Genomic DNA, 19,208 nt, shown 5'->3' on the forward strand with positions numbered 1-19,208 from the left:
GTTTAGTAATTACTGATTTACAGCTGGGTTAATGTGCGCCTGCTAGTCGTTTCCGCGGTGGAAGCTTTATTGCGGGCAAGAGGAATGCCGCTGAGAACTTCTTCCGTGAGCTCCCGTTGAAGAGGAGAGGGTCTGATGGAATCGGCGGCAAGAGTGAAGCTGCTGGGCAAGGGCAGTGACAATGAAACGCAGTTTTTGGAGATATTGCAGCAGCAGGGCTGGCAAGTCTCGCGACGTTTTCTCTTCGATGAGTCCGGTGCCTGTTGTTGTCATCAGCATTCGGTCTCCGACGGCGTGGGGGTGGTCGTCCTGGACGCACTCTCCACCGATGAATTGAGAAGGCTCGAGGCCTCCATGTGTGGCATTCGGGTACCCTGGATCGCGGTGGTGGATGAGTCGGCACTTGCCGTCAGTGATATCCGGCACCTGATCCTCGATCTGTGCTTCGGGTTCGTCACCTACCCCGTAGATCACGAGAGCCTGCAGTCTCTGCTGCGCAATGCCGCCCGGCTGGCGCATGTCCAGCACCTCGAAGACGACGCCAGGGGGGCCGACGCACCGCAGGACGACGTCAGTGAATACGAGATGGTGGGCACGACGCCCGTCATGTGGGACCTGTTCAAGACCATTCGCAAGGTAGCGGCCGTGGATGCCTCGGTGTGCATTCACGGCGAGTCGGGTACCGGCAAGGAACTGACGGCCCAGGCGATCCATGAGCGCTCCCATCGCTTGTCGGGGCCGTTTCAGGCCATCAACTGTGGTGCCTTGCCCGACAACCTCATTCAGTCCGAGCTGTTCGGACACGAGAAAGGGTCCTTCACTGGAGCGGCGCAGCGCAAGATCGGGCGTATCGAAGCGGCCGACGGTGGCACTTTGTTCCTCGATGAGATCGGCGACCTGCCGCTCGATCTGCAGGTCAATTTGCTGCGCTTTCTCGAGACCCGGCGCATTCAGCGTATCGGCTCGCTCAATGAGATTGATGTGGACGTTCGGGTGGTGGCGGCAACGCATGTCGATCTGGCAAAGGCGGTGGATGAAGGGCGCTTTCGTGAGGACCTCTATCATCGGCTCAATGTGCTTCAGGTGGTGGTGCCTGCCCTGCGCGAGCATCCCGAGGACATCGAGATCATGGCGCGTTTCTTCTTCAAGCGCTTTGCCGGTGAAAAGCCGGCGACCCTGCGCGGCTTTTCCCGGGAGTCGATGGCGACCATGCGCCAATACCCCTGGCCGGGAAACGTACGCGAACTGATCAACCGCATTCGCCGCGCCATGGTGATGTGCGAAGGGCGACTCATCCAGCCGGACGACCTGGGAATCGAGCGCCGCAAGATTCATCGCCACATCCGCACCCTGGATCAATCCCGGGATCGTGCCGAGTGCGATGCCATACTCTCGGCACTGGTGCGCAACAAGTACTGCATCAATGCGGCGGCGGAAGAGCTCGATATTTCTCGCGTCACCCTGTATCGGCTGTTGAACAAGCACGGTATCCCGCGCCCCTCGGGTGGAGCGACAGAAGATGATCCGGCGTCCCACCCGGCTCAGCTGTAGTCCCTTCAGTACTTGATACCTTCGACGACGCCTGTCGGATATCTTCGGCGGGCGTCCTGCGTTGTGTGTCCTAGCCTCCTGTTTGCCCCTCCGCTGTTTCATCTGTCTAACACTTATCGTAATGCCTTGATTCAATGAGGCATTAATAAGGATTTCCTGGTTCGGGACGATCGTCTGACCTCGAAATGTTTCATGAAGTTAACACTTTTGTGTGGCCTGAAATCTCCAAGTATTTGTAAACAAAAGAAAAACAATGTTGGCACGCGCCTTGCTCATACAAAGGGACACAAAGCGGACCCTGGCAAAAGCGAGGACACCAGCATGATTGACCGAATTCGCAAGACGAGCTGGCTGTGGCGGGTTGTCGTCCTCGCGGGACTGGGCGTGGCGTCGAACGTGGCTGCCGAACAGCGCGGTCTGGATGTCCCCGAGATATTCGAGAGTCCGAAGGTCGAGCGCCAGGCCGTATTGACGGACGAGGTGCTCGACGGGATCCAGGGTCGCTATACGCCGGAATGGCAGGTGCCGCGAGCAGGGCAGGTCATCCTCTGGGATGAACGCCCGGGGCATGATGCGGGGGGCAATCGAGACAACGCACAACAGACAAGTGGATTCGGAAATCACCAGCGTAGCGGTGTGACCACCATGAGGAGTCGGTAATGGAACCCTTCTGGAAAACCGCTTTTCAGTATCGCGCCCGGCCGAGTGGGCGAATAGCCCTCAAGGGCAGGGGGTTCATCAAGGGCATGAGCGTCATGATGTTGGCAGCGGGGACCGGGCTTGCAGCGCCAAGCGTCTGGGCCGATCAAGTGGGCCAGCAACTTAATCCTGGCGTGCGACTCGGTGATGTTGTGCTGGTTCGCAGAGTCGAGCCGATGCCCATGCGGGTGGTGGACAAGCATTCTGGGCCTATCACCAGCCGCGTCAATGCTCGTGACCGGGGCCTGGAGGCGAGGTCTCAGGTACAAGGTGCGACGGTCATCGCCCTGACGGATGAACGGGCCGCGGGAATTCGCGGAAGCGTGACACGCGCCGTTTCCGCTGGTGTCGGGCAAGGGATGGATGGCGTCAGGGCCTCGGGCGGCTCGGGGGACCTGAGTCACATCGGCGCCATGGGGCGTTCGTTGGGTGGCTCTGGTGGGGGCATCGCAGGGCAGGTGACATCCGCTACCGGCGGCATTTCCGACACGATCGGTGGCGCCATGGCGCCGCTAAGCAATCTGGGGGGGAAATGACATGAGCGGGGCTCGAGTAGGCAGTAAATGCTCGCTATCAGCAGGGAAAAGCATATGGCTAGGCGCGATGTTGCTGGTGGTGGTGGAAGCTTCCCAAGCCCAGGACCCTTTCGGGGACGGTATCCATAACACCGTGTTGGGTGGAAGTGCATTGAGCCGTATCAGTGGCGTCAGCACCACCAATATGTCTGCGGGGGATGGCAACGTTCAAAGCAATATTGGCAGCGTTGCACTGGGGAACAGCGCCAACGCGGCCAGTGTGCTACAGCAGCAATCCTGGATCGGCGAACGCCTGTCCAGTCAGCAGGAGAATGTGCAGATCAAGGACCGGGCCTATCGAGGTGCCGAGGGATGGCTATCGATCAATCAGGCGGCCGGTCAAGGGAATGTGCAGAGCAACAGTTTCAATGTGGCTCTGGGCATATCGGTCAGCAGCTTAAGCGACGCATCACTGCAGCGGGTGCTGGCCGAACAGCAGGGGCTGAGTGGGACCGACGGTCAACAGAGTTCAACCAGGCGAAGCATCAAGATAGAGCGTTCGGCCTTCGTTGATGCTCAAGGGGTCGTCCAGGTCAACCAGTCAGCCGGAACGGGGAACGCGACGAGCAACAGCTTTGGCATGTCCATGTCGCTGTCGCCCTAGCGTATCGAAGGAAGCCGTAGAACGATCTGGTTCACAAGAGCTTAGTTCATTCGGGAGAAAGATTATGAAAACCTTCAATAAAGCTCCACTGGCAATGGCAGTCACTGCCCTGATGGTTGCCCCCTACGCGTTGGCGGATGGGGACTTCGATACTTCCAGCACGATCGATTCCGAGTTCTATAACGAGATCGATGTCGCTCTGGAACATAACTCCACTACCAACAAAAACTTCGATGTGGATGTCTCTGTCAATGATCCTGCGGAGACATACTCCGGCGCGACCGTCGACAGCAAGCAGTTCGTCGAGGGCAACGGTGTGACTAACCAGAAGTCCACCAATGATGCGACCGTTGGGGCGAGTGTGGGCGCAGGCTCTTCCGGCAACATCGGGATCAACGTGGCGGCTGGCGATAATAACAGCCAGGCTAACGATGCTGCACTTGCTTCCTCGGATGCCGCCGATGTCTTCGGTCAGTCCGCTGCCTATTCGGCGCAATCCGTATCTGGCAACGTCACCCATAACTACGGTAGCCCGAACAACGCGCGAGTCGGGGGGTCTACCCTGCAAGGAGCGACCGGCAATGTCGGCCTGAACGTGGCCGCCGGTGTCGGCAATGCTCAGCAGAACTCACTGGCTGCGTCCAGCAACGAGAGTTCCGCTGGCCATACTCGTGCCACCGTGGGTGGTGTGCAACAGGCCATCGGCAACACCAGCGTCAATGCGCCTCATGAAGAAACCCGCACGCGGATGCGGGCGCACGAGACCACCTTCGAAGTGGATGCCACCAATCTCGTGATGGATCAGGAAGGCGATCTCTTCCCGGATACCTGGGGCGCCGATGTCAATAATGGTGATCATAGCTCAGGCCCGCGTCTAGGCCACTTCGACCTGGATACCGGTGTACAGTATCAGCGCGGAACGGGAGATGGCGAAGTGCCCGATTATAACGATGATGGCGGCGCCTTGGCATTCCGCGCCACGGACGAGTCCGTGCTGAGTGGTACCATTACCGGGCGGATGCCGGTCGAGTTAACCACCTACACCGATCACAGCAATGACGCTACTCTGGGAGGTAACGCATTGCAGAATGCGAGTGGCAATATCGGGGTGAACGTTGCCGCTGGCACCAACAATATGCAGCGTAACTCTCTGTCCATCTCGTCCTCAGTGGGTGGTACCGGCGGAACTACCCCTGGAAATGGTGGTGGCTGATACGTACGGGATCTAGCTGATTCCGGTGCTCGATAGAAAGACTCCCGGCCTGCCATCGCAGGCCGGGATATCGCTATCGACCTATTGGGTATATGCCTTGAGGGAGGTCATCATGCATTCGTGTTTTGAAAGGGTTGGCTTCATGGTTCTGATCATAGGGGTATGCCTGATACTAAGGCCTGATGTTTCGTTTGGCGCATCCATGCCGATGGGCAATATCATGTCGGATACCATGCTGCACAAGAAAGTGGAATCGATTCGTGAGCGCCGCTACCGAGAACTCATCGAGCAGGAAACGGACTTTTCATGTGGTGCCGCTTCGCTTGCGACCATCCTGAAGTATGCCTACCAGCGTGATGAGGTGACGGAAGTCAGTGTTCTGGAAGGAATGATGAAGATTGCGGACCCTGAGCTAGTGCGCGTTCAGGGCTTCTCTCTGCTTGATTTGAAAAACTATGTCGAGAAGATCGGGTTTCGTGGGCGTGGCTATGAGGTGGCTCCGGATACACTTGATAGTGTCTCAATACCAGTGGTGGTGCTGCTCGATATAGAGGGATACAAGCACTTCGTGGTGATGAAGAAGGCAAGTGGCGACAGGGTCTATGTGGGAGACCCTGCACTCGGTAACCGAGTGATGTCACGCGAAGATTTCATGGCAGCATGGAACAATATTATCTTTGCGGTGGTGGGTGATGGATATGACAGGAATAACCCGCTTTTGAAACCATCTCAACCTCTGACTGCTCACATGATGGGGGATGTTTTTGCTCCGGTATCCACGCAGAATTTGATTGATTTCGGGTTTCGTCATGCCGATCTTATGTAGCAGGTCGGCACTTTCTGGAGAGGGTGGCGAACATGATCAGCAACGGGAATGTTAAGTGGATGAGAAGAGGAGGGCGGTTTGCGCTTGTTTTGAGCGTCTTGCCGTTGGTTGGAATGCCTACCGTACAGGCAGCAACTTCCAATTTCTCCGGATTTTCGTCGGCACGTCAGCTCAGCGACGGTGAGCTCGGGGCATTAAGGGGGCGCTATGTGGACCAAGGGAAGTTGATGTATTTCGGCATTCAAATGAACACTGAGTGGCTTACATCGGCCGGCGATTATATCAATGCAGGCGCCGAACTTAAGGGCAATCTTACCGGTTCGTCTCCTGGTGTTTCTTTCGAGCCTAGGCTGACCATGGTGGAGGCGGTTGACTCTGATGTGGACATGTCAGGTAGCGATGCGCGTATTGTGGATGCCGGAACTGGAAATGCCAGAGGGGTCGTGCAGACCATCCAGGCGGGGGGCAACTATAACGCTGCTTCCAATGACATGACCGTCGATATCCTGGGAGCCTCGGATTTCAGTGGATTGAGTGCGAGTGGTGGAGAATCCATCGAGCGTCAGCTGGCGTCTGGGATGCGTGTGGCTGTTGGACAGGGAGGGCGAGGGCCGGGTCTCGATGTCAACCTGCCGGGGGTCGGCAATGTCCAGCAGAGGATCATGCCGGGACAGGGATTGCGTCAGACCATTCAACTTAGCAGTAACGATCAGAGTGTGCGTAACATCACTCGCTTGCAGCTTTATATGGATAGGCAGGCGGCGCGAACAGGTAGTGTCGGGATGCGCCAGGCCGTTGAATCGCTCCGGGCGCTAAACCGTTAATGATGAATAAGTGTCAACGTAGTTCTGGGCTACACTGAAAGAGAGATTTACGATATCTGATTGTAATGTGTTGTAAATGCTCAAAAAATATCTGCCCATTGCAGTCATGAGAATGGGTGAAGATCCGGCCATTATCAGGAGGAGCCTGTGGATACCGTGAAGCCGGCCAAAAGAAACACTCTCTTGCCCAGGACTTATCGACTTCGTGTGCCCCTCGTGGCGGTTTCCTTTCTATTGCCCGGTCTGGCCAGCGCTCAGGAAGGGAATGGTGATGAGGTGGTTCGTGAGGCGAGACCCAGCCAGAGCGTCGAAAACGTGCTCCGAGAGGAGCACGCCCTGTTTTCCGATCGCTTGACCATCGAGCCTGGCATCAACTACTCCTATTCTGATAGATCTCAATTGGCGTTGAGAGGGTTTTTAGCTCTCGACGCCATTTTTCTGGGAGAGCTCAATGTCGATTCGGTGGAAAGCCATATTACCACCATGGACTTAAACGTCCGATATGGCTTGACCGAAAGGCTCGAACTCGGCCTCAACGTCCCGTTCGTCTACCGGACCACCACCTACCAATCCATCGGAGACGAGTTCTCCACCGAGCGAAACAGTGAAACGGATGTCGACAATGCTGATCTGGGCGATGTTAGCGTCAACATGTCCTATCATTTGTTTCCCGAGACCGAGACTCGGCCCGATGTGGTGCTTGACATGGGGGTAAGGGCGCCCACCGGCAGGGATCCTTATGGAATCGAGTTGCGCGAGAATCCCAATACCAACCTCAATGTACCCAAGGAGTTACCGACCGGGAACGGTGTATGGGGAATCACGGCTGGTGTCTCGGCACTCAAGACACTGGACCCCGCCATTGTCTTCGGCAATCTGGGGTATACCTATAATCTGGAAGAAAGTTTCGGTGATATCTCCGCTACCACCGGCCCTCAACCCGGGGATGTCAAACTGGGCGATACCATTCGTGCGGGGTTCGGCACGGCCTTTGCCTTGAATAAGCGCCTCAGTCTGTCGCTGTCATATTCCCATGAGTACATCAGGAAGTCCGAGACTACTCAGCAGGGGGTTACCAACAAGGTAGTGGGCAGCGACGCCAATGTCGGCGTCTTCAATATCGGTGGCACCTATGCCTTGAGTGACAGCACCTCCATGGTGACTAGCCTTGGTATTGGCCTTACCGAAGATGCCTCCGATATCAGCCTGACCTTCCGGATGCCTTTCCAGCTCTGAGGGACAGGCGGGAATGGCCGAGACCTGAGGGTCGAGGCCTGATACCAGAACGGCGGCCGGGCCTTGTCCCGGTCGCCGTTGCTGTTTCAGACATACTGGGCCCGGGAGCGCTTCGTGGGTGAGGTTGGTTGAGGAAACTGGCATAATGCACGCATTGCAATCTTTCGATGGAATTCTCGCATGCTCAAGTGGTTGGCCTTCGTGCTGCTGGTCTTGCTGGTGCTGCTGCAGTATCGCCTGTGGCTGGGTGAAGGGAGTCTGAGCGAGCTCGCTGAGGTAGGGCAACGTGTCGAGCAGCTGGAAGCGGAAAATGCCCCTTTGCGAGCACGCAACGAACGACTGGCGGCCGAGGTGGTTGACCTCAAGACCGGCCTGGATGCCATCGAGGAACGAGCGCGCAGTGAGGTGGGCATGGTGCGTACCGATGAACAGTTCTTCTGGGTGCCGAACGCCGGCAACAAAGGAGCCAGCCCGTGAGCCGACCTCCCTGGCTGATTGTTCCTGCTGCCGGTAGCGGTCGGCGCATGGATGCGGACCGGCCCAAACAATATTTGCCGTTGGCCGGCCGGACGGTCATGTGGCACACCTTGCGGCGCCTTCACTCGGTTTTTCCCGGGGCCCGCTTGTGCCTGTGCCTGGATGAGGCGGACGCCTGTTTCGATCCGTCCAGCGTGCCCTTCGCGCACTGGCAGCGGGTTGCCGGTGGTGCCGAGCGGGCCGATTCGGTCCGCAATGCCCTGGAGTGGATTGCCGGGCAGGAGGAGGATGACCAGGCTCTGGTTTTTGTCCACGATGTGGCTCGCCCCTGTGTCAGCCCGGAGGACCTGCGGCACCTTTATGCAGCTCTGGCCGAGGATGCGGTCGGTGGGCTGCTGGCGGCTCCGGTGGCCGATACCATGAAGCGGGATGACGGCCAGGGGCGAGTTGCCGCCACCGAAGAGCGAGCCGGCCTCTGGCATGCCCTCACGCCCCAGGGTTTCCGGCTCGGCGTCCTGCGGCAAGCGCTGGATGCCGCCCGTCGGGCAGAGTTGCCGAGCACCGATGAAGCCTCGGCGGTCGAGGCCACGGGATTATCGCCACGGCTGGTGTTCGGTCGCCGCGACAATCTCAAGATCACTCATCCCGACGACCTGGTCCTGGCTGAGCAGATTCTGGCGGCCCAGGCGTCGTGCTCTCTTTCCCCTGCCGGCGAGGAGGCCGACTGAGCCCATGATGAGAATCGGCCATGGTTTCGATGTGCATCGCTTCGGGCCGGGCGATCATCTGATGATCGGCGGCGTTCGCCTGCCCCATGATCAGGGGTTTGTCGCTCACTCCGATGGCGATGTGCTGCTGCATGCGCTCTGTGATGCGCTGCTGGGCGCCTGTGGCCTGGGAGATATCGGACGCCACTTTCCCGATACCGACCCCGCCTGGCAGGGGGCCGACAGCCGCGAGCTGCTGCGCCATGTCGTGGCGTTGGTCAGCGCTCAGGGCTGGGTGCCGGGCAATGTCGATACCACCCTGATGGCCCAGGCCCCGCGCATGGCGCCGCATGTCGACGACATGGCGGCGCATATCGCCACAGATCTGGCCATCCCGCGTGCATGCGTCAACGTCAAGGCCACCACTACCGAGCGCCTGGGCTTTACCGGGCGCGGTGAAGGCATTGCCGCAGAGGCGGTTGTGCTGCTGGAGGCTCGCCCGGATGCTTGAGCCTCGACCGGCCTGGCCGCCTGGCTGGCCTCGCGTATTGGATGAGCATTTCGGCGCGCCCCGGCCCGGGGCTTATCGGCAGTCGCCGGAGGATTTTCAGGTCGAGGAGAACCTCGGCTTTACCCCTCAAGGGGAGGGCGAACACCTCTGGCTGTGGGTCGAAAAACGTGATATGACCACCGCCATGGTGGCGCGCCAGCTTGCTGACCTCTGCCAGGTCGGTCCCCGCGACGTGGGGTATGCCGGCATGAAGGATCGAGTGGCGGTGACGCGGCAATGGTTCTCGGTGCACCTTCCGGGCCGGGCCACGCCCTCGGACCTGGCGGACCGCCTGTCCAATGACTGCGTTACCCTGCTGGCTCAGGCGCGCCATCCGCGGAAGCTCAAGCGAGGCGTTCATGTCGGCAACCAGTTCCGCCTGCGCCTGAGCGGAGAGGCGGTCGAGGACCCGCAACTGGAGGCTCGCTGGGCATGGTTGTGCCGCCATGGGGTGGCCAACTACTTCGGGCCGCAGCGCTTCGGAGCCGATGGACGCAATCTGCTGCGTGCCGTGCCCTTGTTGTCCAAGGGCTGGCGCAAGCGGGACGATCCCCAGGGCATGCTGCTCTCGGCGGCCAGAAGCTATCTGTTTAATACACAGCTCGCCGAGCGCATCGCGAATGGTAGTTGGGCCACTCTGCTGGCCGGCGAGGTGGCGGTGCTCGACGGCAGCAGCAGTCAATTCTGCGTCGACTTGCTGGATGACGAACTGCTGGCGCGCGCCGAACGACTCGATCTGCATCCCAGTGGCGTGCTCTGGGGGCAAGGGGACTCGCGGGCGCAGGACGCTGCCCGAGACGCCGAGTGCGCCGCCCTGGCGTCGCACCCTGCGCTTTGCCGGGGCATCGAGCACGCCGGTGCGCGTCTGGCCAGGCGCCCTCTGCGGCTCCGTCTGGCAGCGCCGGCACTGCAGCGACTCGCGGATGGTGCGGTGTGGCTGTCATTCGGCTTGCCGGCGGGGGCTTTCGCCACCTCGGTATTACGTGAGCTGCTGGATCACCCGACCCTGAATTTTCAGCCCCCTTCGTCGAAGGGGCATCAACAAGGAGCCGCGGATGCGCCGACTGCTGCTGTCCAATGACGATGGAGTCCATGCGCCGGGCTTGAGGGCCCTGCATGATGCCCTGCTGGACCATGCCCGGTTGCGCGTGGTGGCACCCGATCGTGACAAGAGCGGGGCCAGCAATTCGCTGACCCTGACGCGGCCGCTGGCGCTTGCGACCATGGACAATGGCTTTTATAGCGTCGATGGCACCCCGGCCGACTGCGTGTACCTGGGTGTGAACGGTGTCTGGGCCGAGCGTCCGGACCTGGTCATCTCGGGTATCAACCATGGCGGCAACCTGGGAGATGACGTTCTGTATTCCGGCACGGTGGCGGCGGCCATGGAAGGCCGCAATCTGGGCATGACCGCGATCGCCATGTCACTGGTGGGCCGTCACCACTTCGCCACGGCGGGTCGTGTGGCGGCCAGCCTGGTAGGGGGTGCCGATCAACTGTCACTGCCGCCGCGTAGCCTGCTCAACGTCAATGTGCCGGATCTGCCCTGGTCCGAGGTCAAGGGCTTTCGCGTGACGCGCATGGGGCATCGTGGTCCGTCCGAACGACCGCAGGAGGTGTTCGACCCACGCGGGCACAAGCGCTACTGGATTGCCCCGGTGGGCGAAAATGCCGATGATGGCCCGGATACCGATTTTGCCGCCGTGGAAGACGGCTATGTGTCCATCACGCCGCTGCAGACGGATTTGACCCGGCATGCGGCTCGAGACGACGTTCAGGACTGGTTGAATGCACTCACCTGACCTTAGCCCCGGCCTGCTGGAAGGGGTCGGCATGACATCGCAGCGCACGCGGGACCGCATGGTCGAGCGTCTGGCGCAACAGGGAATCGGCGATCGCCGGGTGCTGGATGTGATGACGCGGGCGCCGCGCCACCTCTTCCTCGATGAAGCGCTGTCGCACCGGGCCTACGAGGACACGTCCCTGCCCATCGGGCACGGCCAGACGCTGTCGCGCCCCTGGATCGTGGCGCGCATGAGCGAGCTGGTGGTGCAGGAGAGCCCGGCCCGGGTGCTGGAAGTCGGCACCGGCTCCGGTTATCAGACGCTGGTGCTGGCGCGGCTGGTGCCGGAGCTCTGGTCGGTGGAGCGCATCAATGCCCTGCATGAACGGGCGGGTGAGCGGTTGAACTGGCTCGGGGCCGGCAATGTGCAACTGCGTCTGGCGGATGGTGGGCATGGCTGGCCGGAAGCGGCGCCCTTCGACCTGGTCCTGTTGACCGCATGTGCCAGTGAAATCCCCATGCCCTTGCTGGCACAGCTGGAGGAAGGCGGCATCATGATCGCTCCCGTCGCCGACAGGAAAGGGGAACAGTGGCTGGTGCGCGTGCGTCGCCAGGGCAACCAGTTCGAGCGCGAACGACTCGAGCCGGTGCATTTCGTGCCCTTGCTGGAAGGAGTCATTCGGTGAAGCGATATCTGGGGCTGGTCTACAAGGGCGCCGGCATGGGAGCCGCGGATGCCGTGCCCGGGGTGTCGGGTGGCACCATCGCCTTCATTACCGGCATTTACGAGGAATTGATCCAGACCATTGAACGCTTTGGCCCCGGTGCGGTCGGCATCTGGAAGCGCGAGGGCAGCGCGGGCCTGGTGGAATATCTCAACCTGCGCTTCCTGTTGCCGCTGCTGGCCGGTATCGGCCTGAGCCTGGTGAGCGTCGCGCATATCGTCGTATGGTTGATGGAAGCACAACCCAGGCTGCTGGATGGTTTCTTCTTCGGCCTGGTGGGCGCCTCGGCCCTGGTGGTCTGGCGACGGCCTTCGACCTGGCGCTGGTGGTATCTGTTGCCTCTTGCGGTGGGACTGGTGCTGGCTCAGGCCCTGCCTGCCCTGATGCCGCTGGTCTCGCAACTGGGTAGCCCGCGGCTGGTACTGGTGCTGGCGGGATTCATCGCCATCAGTGCCTTATTGCTGCCGGGCGTTTCGGGTAGCCTCTTGCTGTTGACCATGGGCCTCTACGGCACGGTCATGGAAGGTATCCGCAGCGCCGACATGGCGCTTCTGGCGGTGTTCGGCCTGGGGTGTCTGGCAGGTCTGATGGTGTTCTCGCGAGTGCTGGGCTGGTTGCTGCGTCACGGTCATGACGCGACCATGCAACTCTTGGTGGGCTTTATCCTGGGGTCCCTGCCGGCCCTGTGGCCCTGGCGGCAAATGACGGCCTATCAAATGGGGCCGGATGAACAGGCGATCCCCCTGGACTATCAGTATCTGGCCCCGGGAGAGTACAGCGTTGTCACGGGAGAGCCGTCTCAATGGCCTTTGGTGGTGCCGCTCATGTTGCTGGGTGCGGTTCTGGTGCTGAGCGTTGATCGCTTCACCGCCGGCTCCCCTACATCGAATGAAGACGAGCGTGATAGCGTAGACAAGGACAAGGAGGATGGTTCCAATGCATAAGGGGTTGCTGATCCCGGGGGTTGCGCTGCTGCTGGCTGGCTGTGTGGCCTCGCAAACCGAGACGGCGCCGGTACGCGTCGATGACCTGTCGACCGAGCGCGCGGCGTCCACGCCGGCCCAATACACCGTCAAGTCCGGTGATACGCTGTATGGTATCGCCTGGCGGCACGACATGGACTATCGCGACCTGGCCGAGATCAATGATATTGGCCCGCCCTATGAGATCCAGCCGGGACAGCGTCTGGTGCTGAACGCCCAGGGTGCTGACGCGAGTGATACCACGACGGCGTCGGGTGCTGCCGAGACGGACGATGCCGAGTCGGGTGACAGCGGTGCCGTGGCCAGCGGTGTTGCGGTAGCGGGCGGTGTCTCGGGCAGTGCGGCTGATGGTGGCACCGGTAACAGCGGCACGGCCGGGGATGACGAATCCCTGGACTGGCTGCTGCCCGCCGATGCCGGCAATGCTTCCGGCGCGTCGGGCGACAGCGAGAGTGCGCCCGGCCCGGTCTATGAGGACGACAGCTCGGACTCGGCCGACACGCAAGATTCGGCTGCCAGCGATTCGGACGACGAGACGGCCACCAGCGAGGCAGACGACACCGAATCCGAGGGGGATACCCAGTCTGACGCCGAGCAGCGTGATGCCTCGAGCGAATCCACGCAGGACGCCGAGCAGGATGCCGGACAGTCCGGCGACGACGAGGATGCCCGGGTGGCTCAGAATGACGCTGAACAGAGCGCTTCCGAGTCGTCCAGCCAGGCCGCGACCGATGCATCCAGCGGTCAGGACAGGTCGGGCCGGCAGTACACACCGGTCGATCCGGTGCCCTGGCAATGGCCGACCAGCGGCAGTGTCGTCGGCAATTACGGCGAGGGTGACAGCATCACCGCCGGCATTGATATCAGTGGTCAGAAGGGGCAGCCTGTCAAGGCAGCCGCGCCGGGTATCGTGGTTTACGCGGGCAGTGGCGTGCGTGGTTACGGCAACCTGATTCTCCTCAAGCACAATGACCAGTTCCTGAGTGCCTATGCCCACAACGACGCCCTGAGCGTGAAGGAAAACGATGTGGTGCGGGCAGGCGAGGTGATCGCCAGCATGGGGGACAGCGATGCCCAGGATGTGCGGCTGCATTTCGAGGTGCGCAAGGACGGTCAGCCGCAGGACCCCCTGGAGTATCTTCCCGCGCGTTGAATGATGCGCCCAATGTCGTGATTGCACTTCGCCATCCGGGCGTCATACAACAATAATCTCGGGCATTGAAGGTGGGTAGTGACATTCACAATGCCGAGTCGCAACCATGGGGTAGCAATCGATGAGCATGCTTGAACGGGACCTTCAGGATGTGAATCTGGAGTCGGCCGCCGAGGCGGATGATGAGTCGGTAGAAACCGTCGAACTCGAAGTCGGGGCGGTGGATGACAGTGACGAGGCCTTCGAAAAGGCCTTGAGTCGCGAGGATCGTCACCAGAATCACAGCCTCGACGCCACCCAGATCTATCTCAACGAGATCGGCTTCTCGCCCTTGTTGACGCCCGAGGAGGAGGTCCACTACGGGCGCCTGGCGCGCCAGGGCGACCCCCAGGGGCGTTCGCGCATGATCGAGTCGAACCTGCGCCTGGTGGTCAAGATCGCCCGCCGCTATCTCAACCGGGGTTTGACGCTGCTCGATCTGATCGAGGAGGGCAACCTCGGCCTGATCCGGGCCGTGGAGAAGTTCGACCCCGAGCGCGGGTTCCGCTTCTCCACCTATGCGACCTGGTGGATCCGTCAGACCATCGAACGTGCCCTGATGAACCAGACGCGTACCATTCGTCTGCCGATTCATGTGGTCAAGGAGCTCAACATCTATCTGCGGGCCGCCCGCGAGTTGACCCAGAAGCTCGACCACGAGGCGACCGCCGAGGAAATCGCCGACCACCTCGACAAGCCGGTGGCCAGCGTCAAGAAGATGATGGGGCTCAACGAGCGGGTGTCCTCGGTGGATTACCCGGTGGGCAGCGAGAGTGACAAGCCGCTCATCGAGACGATCACCGACGAGAACGACCTGGGCCCCGAATCCTCGCTGGTGGACGGGGACGTCAAGCAGCATGTCGACGACTGGCTGGCCGAGCTGACCGACAAGCAGTGCGAGGTGGTGGTGCGCCGCTTCGGGCTGCGTGGGCACGAGGCCGCCACCCTGGAACAGGTCGGTGAAGAGATCGGCCTGACCCGCGAACGGGTGCGCCAGATTCAGGTGGAGGCGCTGAAAAAACTGCGTCGTCTGCTCGACAAGCAGGGCCTGGACCTGGACGCCATCTTTGAATAGCGCAGGTCAGCCGGCTTGACGCCCGCGCTTGCCTGCCGTGCCGCTGGAAAGCCAGGACATTGTTCTGGCTTTTCCTGTGTTATCCCCCCGCCCATGAAGTGAGTACTGCCCATGGCACGCCCCCTGACAGCCGACATCGACCTGGATGCCCTGCGCCATAATTACCTGCTGGCGCGGGATCTGGCACCGCAAAGTCGGTCAATGGTAGTGCTCAAGGCGGATGCCTACGGTCATGGACTAGTGGCCTGTGCGCGCGCTCTAGCCGACCTGGCCCCGGCGTTTGCAGTGGCCTGCATCGAGGAGGCCGAGCTACTGCGGGATGCCGGCATCACCACGCCGATCGCCTTGCTCGAGGGTTTCTTCACGGCAGACGAACTGACGCGTATCGATGAGCTGGACCTGTGGACGGTCGTGCACAGTGACTGGCAGGTCGAGGCTCTGCTCGCCTACCGTCCCGCCCGGCCGCTTCACGTCTGGGTCAAGGTGGATTCCGGCATGCACCGACTCGGTTTCATGCCGGGCCGGGTGGCGGTTGTCTGGGAGCGTCTGGCCGGAGCCACCCAGCAGGTCGGTGACCTGCATCTGGTCAGCCATTTCGCCACGGCCGATCAGGCCGACACGCATGACTTTCAGCGGCAGATGGGACTCCTACAGCGCCTGGCCGACGACCTTCAGGCGCCGACCTGCCTGGCAAATTCGCCGGCGACGCTGTCCAGGCCGCAATCGCACGCTGACTGGAACCGTCCGGGTGTCATGCTGTACGGCAGTGATCCGCTGGAAGTTCCCAATGCGTTCAGCCAGCGTCTTCGGCCGGTGATGACCCTGAGCTCGGAAATCATCGCCATTCGTCATCTGGCGACGGGCGAGCGGGTCGGCTATGGCGGGCGCTGGCAGGCGGGCCGGGCATCGCGCATTGCCGTGGTGGCCTGTGGCTATGGCGATGGCTATGATCGTCATGCCCGGGATGGCACGCCGGTACTGGTGGGCGGCCAGCGAACCGAACTGGCCGGCAAGGTGTCCATGGACATGTTGACCGTCGATATCACCGACCTGCCCGAGGCCGATATCGGCACCGAGGTCACCTTGTGGGGGCGCGCCGCCAACGGCGAAGTGCTGACGGTCGATGAGGTCGCCCGTCACTGCGACACCATCAGCTATACCCTGATGACCGGGGTGCTGCCCAGAGTGCCCAGACGTTATCATGACGCTCGACCCCGAGTGTGAGAGCCCCATGACCGACAACGCTTCCGACGCCCGCTTTCTCCACCCCCGCTACTGGACGACCTGGCTGGCCATCGGTGCCATGTATGTCGGCGCCTGGCTGCCCTGGCGGCTCAAGATGGCCATCGGCAGAGGCATCGGCCTGCTGGCCTGGCGCTTTGCCAAGCGGCGTCGCCATATCACCGAGACCAATATTCGGCTGTGTTTCCCGGAGCGTGACGCGGCGCAGCAGCGCAAGCTGGTCAAGGAGGTCTTCGTGGCCAACGGCATGGGCATTCTCGAAACCGCTACCGGCTGGTGTCGGGATCCCGAGCACCTGCGGCATCGTGTGGTCTTCGAGGGCCGGGAGCACATGGCGCGGCTTCAGGCCGAGGGCAGGGGCGCCCTGATCATCGGCATCCACTTCTCGACACTGGACCTCGGCGGCGCCCTGCACTCGCTGTTCTTTCCTGCCGACGCGGTCTACCGGCCGCACAACAATCCGCTCTTCGAGCGTTTCATGACCCGCGCCCGCCATCGCAGCTTCGGCACGGCCATCGACCGGCATGACCTGCGAGGCGTCGTCCGTCACCTCAAGGCCGGGCGCAACGTCTGGTACTCTCCGGATCAGGACTTCGGCCGAGACGCCAGCGTCTTTGCGCCCTTCTTCGGCGTGGAAGCGGCCACCATCCGGTTGACCGCCAAGATCGCCCGGATGACCGGCGCCCCGGTGATCCCCTTCATCTTTCACCGTGACACCGATGACACCACCTACCGGCTGGAATATCTGCCGCCGCTGGAAGACTTTCCCAGCGGCGATGAACGAGCCGATGCCGCCCGCATCAACGCCGTGATCGAAGCCGCCATCCGCCGCCACCCGGAGCAGTACCTGTGGCTGCATCGACGCTTCAAGACCAGGCCCGAGGGCGAGCCCGAGCTGTATTGAAGCTTGGGAGCTGTAAGCTTTAAGCCGTAAGCCATAAGAAAACCCCACGACCGCGAGGGGCCGTGGGGTTCGTGCTCTGCTCAAGGCAGTCGAGTTGCGGAAGGTGGCGAGCGACGGTCAGACCAGGCGAGAATCGGCGAGGCCGCGCAGTGTACGAGCGGGGTACATGAGCATGCCGAGCCGATTCTCAACGCCGTATGACCGAGCGCAGCCCCTTCGCTGCACTCAGGCGTCGATTCGCTTGTACTTCATCCTGTGCGGCGTGTCATCGCCGACACGCTTCTTGTGATCCGCCTCATATTCCGTGTAGTTGCCCTCGAAGAATTCCACGTGGGAGTCGCCTTCGAAAGCCAGAATATGGGTGGCGATGCGGTCGAGGAACCAGCGGTCGTGGGAGATCACCAGGGCACAGCCGGGGAAGGCCAGCAGGGCTTCTTCCAGGGCGCGCAATGTCTCGATGTCCAGGTCGTTGGAGGGCTCGTCGAGCAGCAGCACGTTGGCGCCCTGCTTAAGGGTCTGTGCGAGCTGGAGACGGCCGCGCTCACCACCCGAGAGATCCGAGAGGCGCTTCTGCTGGTCGTTGCCCTTGAAGTTGAAGCGACCCACATAGGCCCGCGACGAGACCTCATAGCCATTGATGTTGAGGACATCCTGGCCATCGGAGACGGCTTCCCAGACGGTCTGCTTGTTGTCCAGGTCGTCACGCAGCTGTTCGACATAGGCCACATCGACGGTATCGCCCTTGACCACTTCTCCGCTGTCCGGGGATTCCTTGCCCTCGATCAGCTTGAACAGGGTCGACTTGCCGGCACCGTTGCCGCCGACCAGGCCGACGATGGCGCCGGGCGGGATGGCGAAGTTCAGGTCGTCGTAGAGCAGCTTGTCGTCGAAGGACTTGGCCACCCCGTGAAACTCGATGACCTTGTCGCCGAGCCGCGGGCCGGGCGGAATGTAGATCTCGTTGGTCTCGTTGCGCTTCTGTACCTCGCCGGACTGCAGCTCATCGAAGCGGTTGAGGCGCGCCTTGCTCTTGGCCTGACGGCCCTTGGCATTCGAGCGCACCCACTCGAGCTCCTGCTTGATGGCCTTCTGACGCGAGGCTTCCTGCTTGGCTTCCTGCTGCAGGCGCTTTTCCTTCGCTTCGAGCCACTGGGAATAATTGCCCTCGAAGGGAATGCCCTCGCCACGGTCCAGCTCGAGGATCCAGCCGGCCACGTTGTCGAGGAAGTAGCGGTCGTGGGTGATGGCCACCACGGTGCCACTGTAGTCGTGCAGGTAGCGCTCCAGCCAGGCCACCGACTCGGCGTCCAGGTGGTTGGTCGGCTCATCCAGCAGCAGCATGTCCGGGCTGGAGAGCAGCAGGCGGCACAGCGCCACGCGGCGACGCTCACCCCCGGAGAGGTGACCGACTCGCGCGTCCCAGGGCGGCAGCCGGAGGGCTTCGGCGGCCACTTCCAGCTTGCGCTCCAGGTTGTGCGCGTCGGCGGCTTCGATGATGTTTTCCAGGCGCGCCTGCTCGGATGCCAGGGCATCGAAGTCGGCATCGGGGTCTGCATAGGCCGCATAGACGGCATCGAGTTGTTCCTGGGCCTCCTTGATGGCGCCCAGCGCCTCCTCGACGGTCTCGCGTACACTCTTGTCGTCGTCGAGCTCGGGTTCCTGCGGAAGATAGCCGACCTTCATGTTCGGCATGGGCCGCGCTTCGCCCTCGAACTCGGTGTCCACACCGGCCATGATGCGCAGCAGGGTCGACTTGCCGGCCCCGTTGAGGCCCAGCACGCCAATCTTGGCGCCGGGGAAGAAGGACAGCGAAATATCCTTGAGGATCTGTTTCTTGGGGGGCACGACCTTGCCCACCCGGTTCATGGTGAAAACGTATTGCGCCATGGAATCTCACTAGGTTGGAGGTTCAGGGTTGGAAGTTCGGGGTTGGAGCACTGCCCCGATGATAGTGGCCGCGTTCGGGAAAGGCCAGGGAGTCGCCGACAAAGTCGCCGATCATGACCGCCCGCCCGGGAGAGTGCGCCGGGCGCGACCCCGGG

At 61.6% G+C, this 19,208-nt stretch carries 20 protein-coding genes; 19 read left to right on the plus strand and 1 reads right to left on the minus strand.

The genetic code is table 11. The annotated features are described in order from the left end of the window. Positions 1-135 precede the first annotated feature (135 nt). The 19 genes from QWY74_RS08280 to lpxL all read left to right on the plus strand — a co-directional run bounded on the left by QWY74_RS08280 (position 136) and on the right by lpxL (position 17,166). Complete coding sequence (locus tag QWY74_RS08280; RefSeq protein ID WP_290314116.1) at positions 136-1,551, plus strand: sigma-54 dependent transcriptional regulator; 1,416 nt, start codon at positions 136-138, stop codon at positions 1,549-1,551. A gap of 321 nt (positions 1,552-1,872) precedes the next feature. After that, complete coding sequence (locus QWY74_RS08285) at positions 1,873-2,211, plus strand: hypothetical protein (protein WP_290314117.1); 339 nt, start codon at positions 1,873-1,875, stop codon at positions 2,209-2,211. Beyond that, the gene (locus tag QWY74_RS08290) at positions 2,211-2,786 is read left to right on the plus strand and encodes a hypothetical protein (RefSeq protein ID WP_264824135.1); all 576 of its coding nucleotides are present in this window, start codon (positions 2,211-2,213) and stop codon (positions 2,784-2,786) included. The genes QWY74_RS08285 and QWY74_RS08290 overlap by 1 nt, the downstream gene beginning before the upstream one ends. Positions 2,787-2,853: 67 nt before the next feature. Further along, complete coding sequence (locus tag QWY74_RS08295; protein ID WP_264824134.1) at positions 2,854-3,429, plus strand: FapB/FapC family functional amyloid domain-containing protein; 576 nt, start codon at positions 2,854-2,856, stop codon at positions 3,427-3,429. A 64-nt stretch (positions 3,430-3,493) separates the two neighbouring features. Beyond that, positions 3,494-4,642, plus strand: a complete 1,149-nt coding sequence (locus QWY74_RS08300; RefSeq protein ID WP_264824133.1) for a FapB/FapC family functional amyloid domain-containing protein — start codon at positions 3,494-3,496, stop codon at positions 4,640-4,642. A gap of 112 nt (positions 4,643-4,754) precedes the next feature. Beyond that, positions 4,755-5,468, plus strand: a complete 714-nt coding sequence (locus QWY74_RS08305; protein WP_290314118.1) for a C39 family peptidase — start codon at positions 4,755-4,757, stop codon at positions 5,466-5,468. 32 nt (positions 5,469-5,500) lie between these two features. Then, positions 5,501-6,292 (plus strand): hypothetical protein, encoded by a 792-nt coding sequence (locus tag QWY74_RS08310; protein WP_290314119.1) that lies wholly within the window; start codon positions 5,501-5,503, stop codon positions 6,290-6,292. 147 nt (positions 6,293-6,439) lie between these two features. Then, positions 6,440-7,528 carry a transporter gene (locus tag QWY74_RS08315; RefSeq protein WP_290314120.1) on the plus strand — a complete coding sequence of 363 codons (1,089 nt, stop codon included), beginning with the start codon at positions 6,440-6,442 and terminating at the stop codon, positions 7,526-7,528. Positions 7,529-7,708: 180 nt separating this feature from the next. Further along, positions 7,709-8,005 carry a cell division protein FtsB gene (gene ftsB / locus QWY74_RS08320; RefSeq protein WP_264824129.1) on the plus strand — a complete coding sequence of 99 codons (297 nt, stop codon included), beginning with the start codon at positions 7,709-7,711 and terminating at the stop codon, positions 8,003-8,005. After that, on the plus strand, positions 8,002-8,733 hold the full coding sequence (ispD, locus tag QWY74_RS08325) for a 2-C-methyl-D-erythritol 4-phosphate cytidylyltransferase (protein ID WP_290314121.1): 732 nt from the start codon (positions 8,002-8,004) through the stop codon (positions 8,731-8,733). Before ftsB ends, ispD begins: the two co-directional genes overlap by 4 nt. Positions 8,734-8,740: 7 nt before the next feature. Next, complete coding sequence (gene ispF, locus QWY74_RS08330; RefSeq protein ID WP_290314229.1) at positions 8,741-9,223, plus strand: 2-C-methyl-D-erythritol 2,4-cyclodiphosphate synthase; 483 nt, start codon at positions 8,741-8,743, stop codon at positions 9,221-9,223. Further along, positions 9,216-10,343 (plus strand): tRNA pseudouridine(13) synthase TruD, encoded by a 1,128-nt coding sequence (gene truD / locus QWY74_RS08335; RefSeq protein ID WP_290314122.1) that lies wholly within the window; start codon positions 9,216-9,218, stop codon positions 10,341-10,343. Before ispF ends, truD begins: the two co-directional genes overlap by 8 nt. Continuing rightward, entirely contained in the window at positions 10,318-11,064 is a 747-nt protein-coding gene (gene surE, locus QWY74_RS08340) for a 5'/3'-nucleotidase SurE (protein ID WP_264824125.1), read from the plus strand. Before truD ends, surE begins: the two co-directional genes overlap by 26 nt. Continuing rightward, a complete protein-coding gene (locus tag QWY74_RS08345) occupies positions 11,051-11,731 on the plus strand; it encodes a protein-L-isoaspartate(D-aspartate) O-methyltransferase (RefSeq protein ID WP_264824124.1) in 681 nt (226 codons plus the stop codon). The genes surE and QWY74_RS08345 overlap by 14 nt, the downstream gene beginning before the upstream one ends. Beyond that, on the plus strand, positions 11,728-12,714 hold the full coding sequence (locus QWY74_RS08350; RefSeq protein WP_264824123.1) for a DUF368 domain-containing protein: 987 nt from the start codon (positions 11,728-11,730) through the stop codon (positions 12,712-12,714). The genes QWY74_RS08345 and QWY74_RS08350 overlap by 4 nt, the downstream gene beginning before the upstream one ends. Further along, positions 12,707-13,906, plus strand: coding sequence for a peptidoglycan DD-metalloendopeptidase family protein (locus tag QWY74_RS08355; protein ID WP_264824122.1), 1,200 nt, complete (start codon positions 12,707-12,709; stop codon positions 13,904-13,906). The genes QWY74_RS08350 and QWY74_RS08355 overlap by 8 nt, the downstream gene beginning before the upstream one ends. A gap of 121 nt (positions 13,907-14,027) precedes the next feature. After that, on the plus strand, positions 14,028-15,020 hold the full coding sequence (gene rpoS / locus QWY74_RS08360) for an RNA polymerase sigma factor RpoS (protein WP_290314123.1): 993 nt from the start codon (positions 14,028-14,030) through the stop codon (positions 15,018-15,020). Between the two features lie 111 nt (positions 15,021-15,131). Further along, complete coding sequence (alr, locus tag QWY74_RS08365) at positions 15,132-16,244, plus strand: alanine racemase (protein ID WP_290314124.1); 1,113 nt, start codon at positions 15,132-15,134, stop codon at positions 16,242-16,244. 7 nt (positions 16,245-16,251) lie between these two features. Next, on the plus strand, positions 16,252-17,166 hold the full coding sequence (lpxL, locus tag QWY74_RS08370) for an LpxL/LpxP family Kdo(2)-lipid IV(A) lauroyl/palmitoleoyl acyltransferase (protein WP_264824119.1): 915 nt from the start codon (positions 16,252-16,254) through the stop codon (positions 17,164-17,166). A gap of 225 nt (positions 17,167-17,391) precedes the next feature. Here the strand turns inward: lpxL and ettA are convergent, their stop codons facing one another. Further along, a complete protein-coding gene (gene ettA / locus QWY74_RS08375; protein WP_264824118.1) occupies positions 17,392-19,053 on the minus strand; it encodes an energy-dependent translational throttle protein EttA in 1,662 nt (553 codons plus the stop codon). Between the last annotated feature and the right edge of the window lie 155 nt (positions 19,054-19,208).

The organism is Halomonas almeriensis (assembly GCF_030409235.1).
Classification (GTDB): domain Bacteria; phylum Pseudomonadota; class Gammaproteobacteria; order Pseudomonadales; family Halomonadaceae; genus Halomonas; species Halomonas almeriensis.

What these genes read in the sequence shown, in the direction of transcription:
- QWY74_RS08280 (WP_290314116.1), top strand. Translation starts at nt 136, where the DNA reads ATGGAATCGGCGGCAAGAGTGAAGCTGCTGGGCAAGGGCAGTGACAAT.
- QWY74_RS08285 (WP_290314117.1), top strand. Translation starts at nt 1,873, where the DNA reads ATGATTGACCGAATTCGCAAGACGAGCTGGCTGTGGCGGGTTGTCGTC.
- QWY74_RS08290 (WP_264824135.1), top strand. Translation starts at nt 2,211, where the DNA reads ATGGAACCCTTCTGGAAAACCGCTTTTCAGTATCGCGCCCGGCCGAGT.
- QWY74_RS08295 (WP_264824134.1), top strand. Translation starts at nt 2,854, where the DNA reads ATGTTGCTGGTGGTGGTGGAAGCTTCCCAAGCCCAGGACCCTTTCGGG.
- QWY74_RS08300 (WP_264824133.1), top strand. Translation starts at nt 3,494, where the DNA reads ATGAAAACCTTCAATAAAGCTCCACTGGCAATGGCAGTCACTGCCCTG.
- QWY74_RS08305 (WP_290314118.1), top strand. Translation starts at nt 4,755, where the DNA reads ATGCATTCGTGTTTTGAAAGGGTTGGCTTCATGGTTCTGATCATAGGG.
- QWY74_RS08310 (WP_290314119.1), top strand. Translation starts at nt 5,501, where the DNA reads ATGATCAGCAACGGGAATGTTAAGTGGATGAGAAGAGGAGGGCGGTTT.
- ftsB (WP_264824129.1), top strand. Translation starts at nt 7,709, where the DNA reads ATGCTCAAGTGGTTGGCCTTCGTGCTGCTGGTCTTGCTGGTGCTGCTG.
- ispF (WP_290314229.1), top strand. Translation starts at nt 8,741, where the DNA reads ATGAGAATCGGCCATGGTTTCGATGTGCATCGCTTCGGGCCGGGCGAT.
- truD (WP_290314122.1), top strand. Translation starts at nt 9,216, where the DNA reads ATGCTTGAGCCTCGACCGGCCTGGCCGCCTGGCTGGCCTCGCGTATTG.
- surE (WP_264824125.1), top strand. Translation starts at nt 10,318, where the DNA reads ATGCGCCGACTGCTGCTGTCCAATGACGATGGAGTCCATGCGCCGGGC.
- QWY74_RS08345 (WP_264824124.1), top strand. Translation starts at nt 11,051, where the DNA reads ATGCACTCACCTGACCTTAGCCCCGGCCTGCTGGAAGGGGTCGGCATG.
- QWY74_RS08355 (WP_264824122.1), top strand. Translation starts at nt 12,707, where the DNA reads ATGCATAAGGGGTTGCTGATCCCGGGGGTTGCGCTGCTGCTGGCTGGC.
- rpoS (WP_290314123.1), top strand. Translation starts at nt 14,028, where the DNA reads ATGAGCATGCTTGAACGGGACCTTCAGGATGTGAATCTGGAGTCGGCC.
- alr (WP_290314124.1), top strand. Translation starts at nt 15,132, where the DNA reads ATGGCACGCCCCCTGACAGCCGACATCGACCTGGATGCCCTGCGCCAT.
- lpxL (WP_264824119.1), top strand. Translation starts at nt 16,252, where the DNA reads ATGACCGACAACGCTTCCGACGCCCGCTTTCTCCACCCCCGCTACTGG.
- ettA (WP_264824118.1), bottom strand. Translation starts at nt 19,053, where the DNA reads ATGGCGCAATACGTTTTCACCATGAACCGGGTGGGCAAGGTCGTGCCC.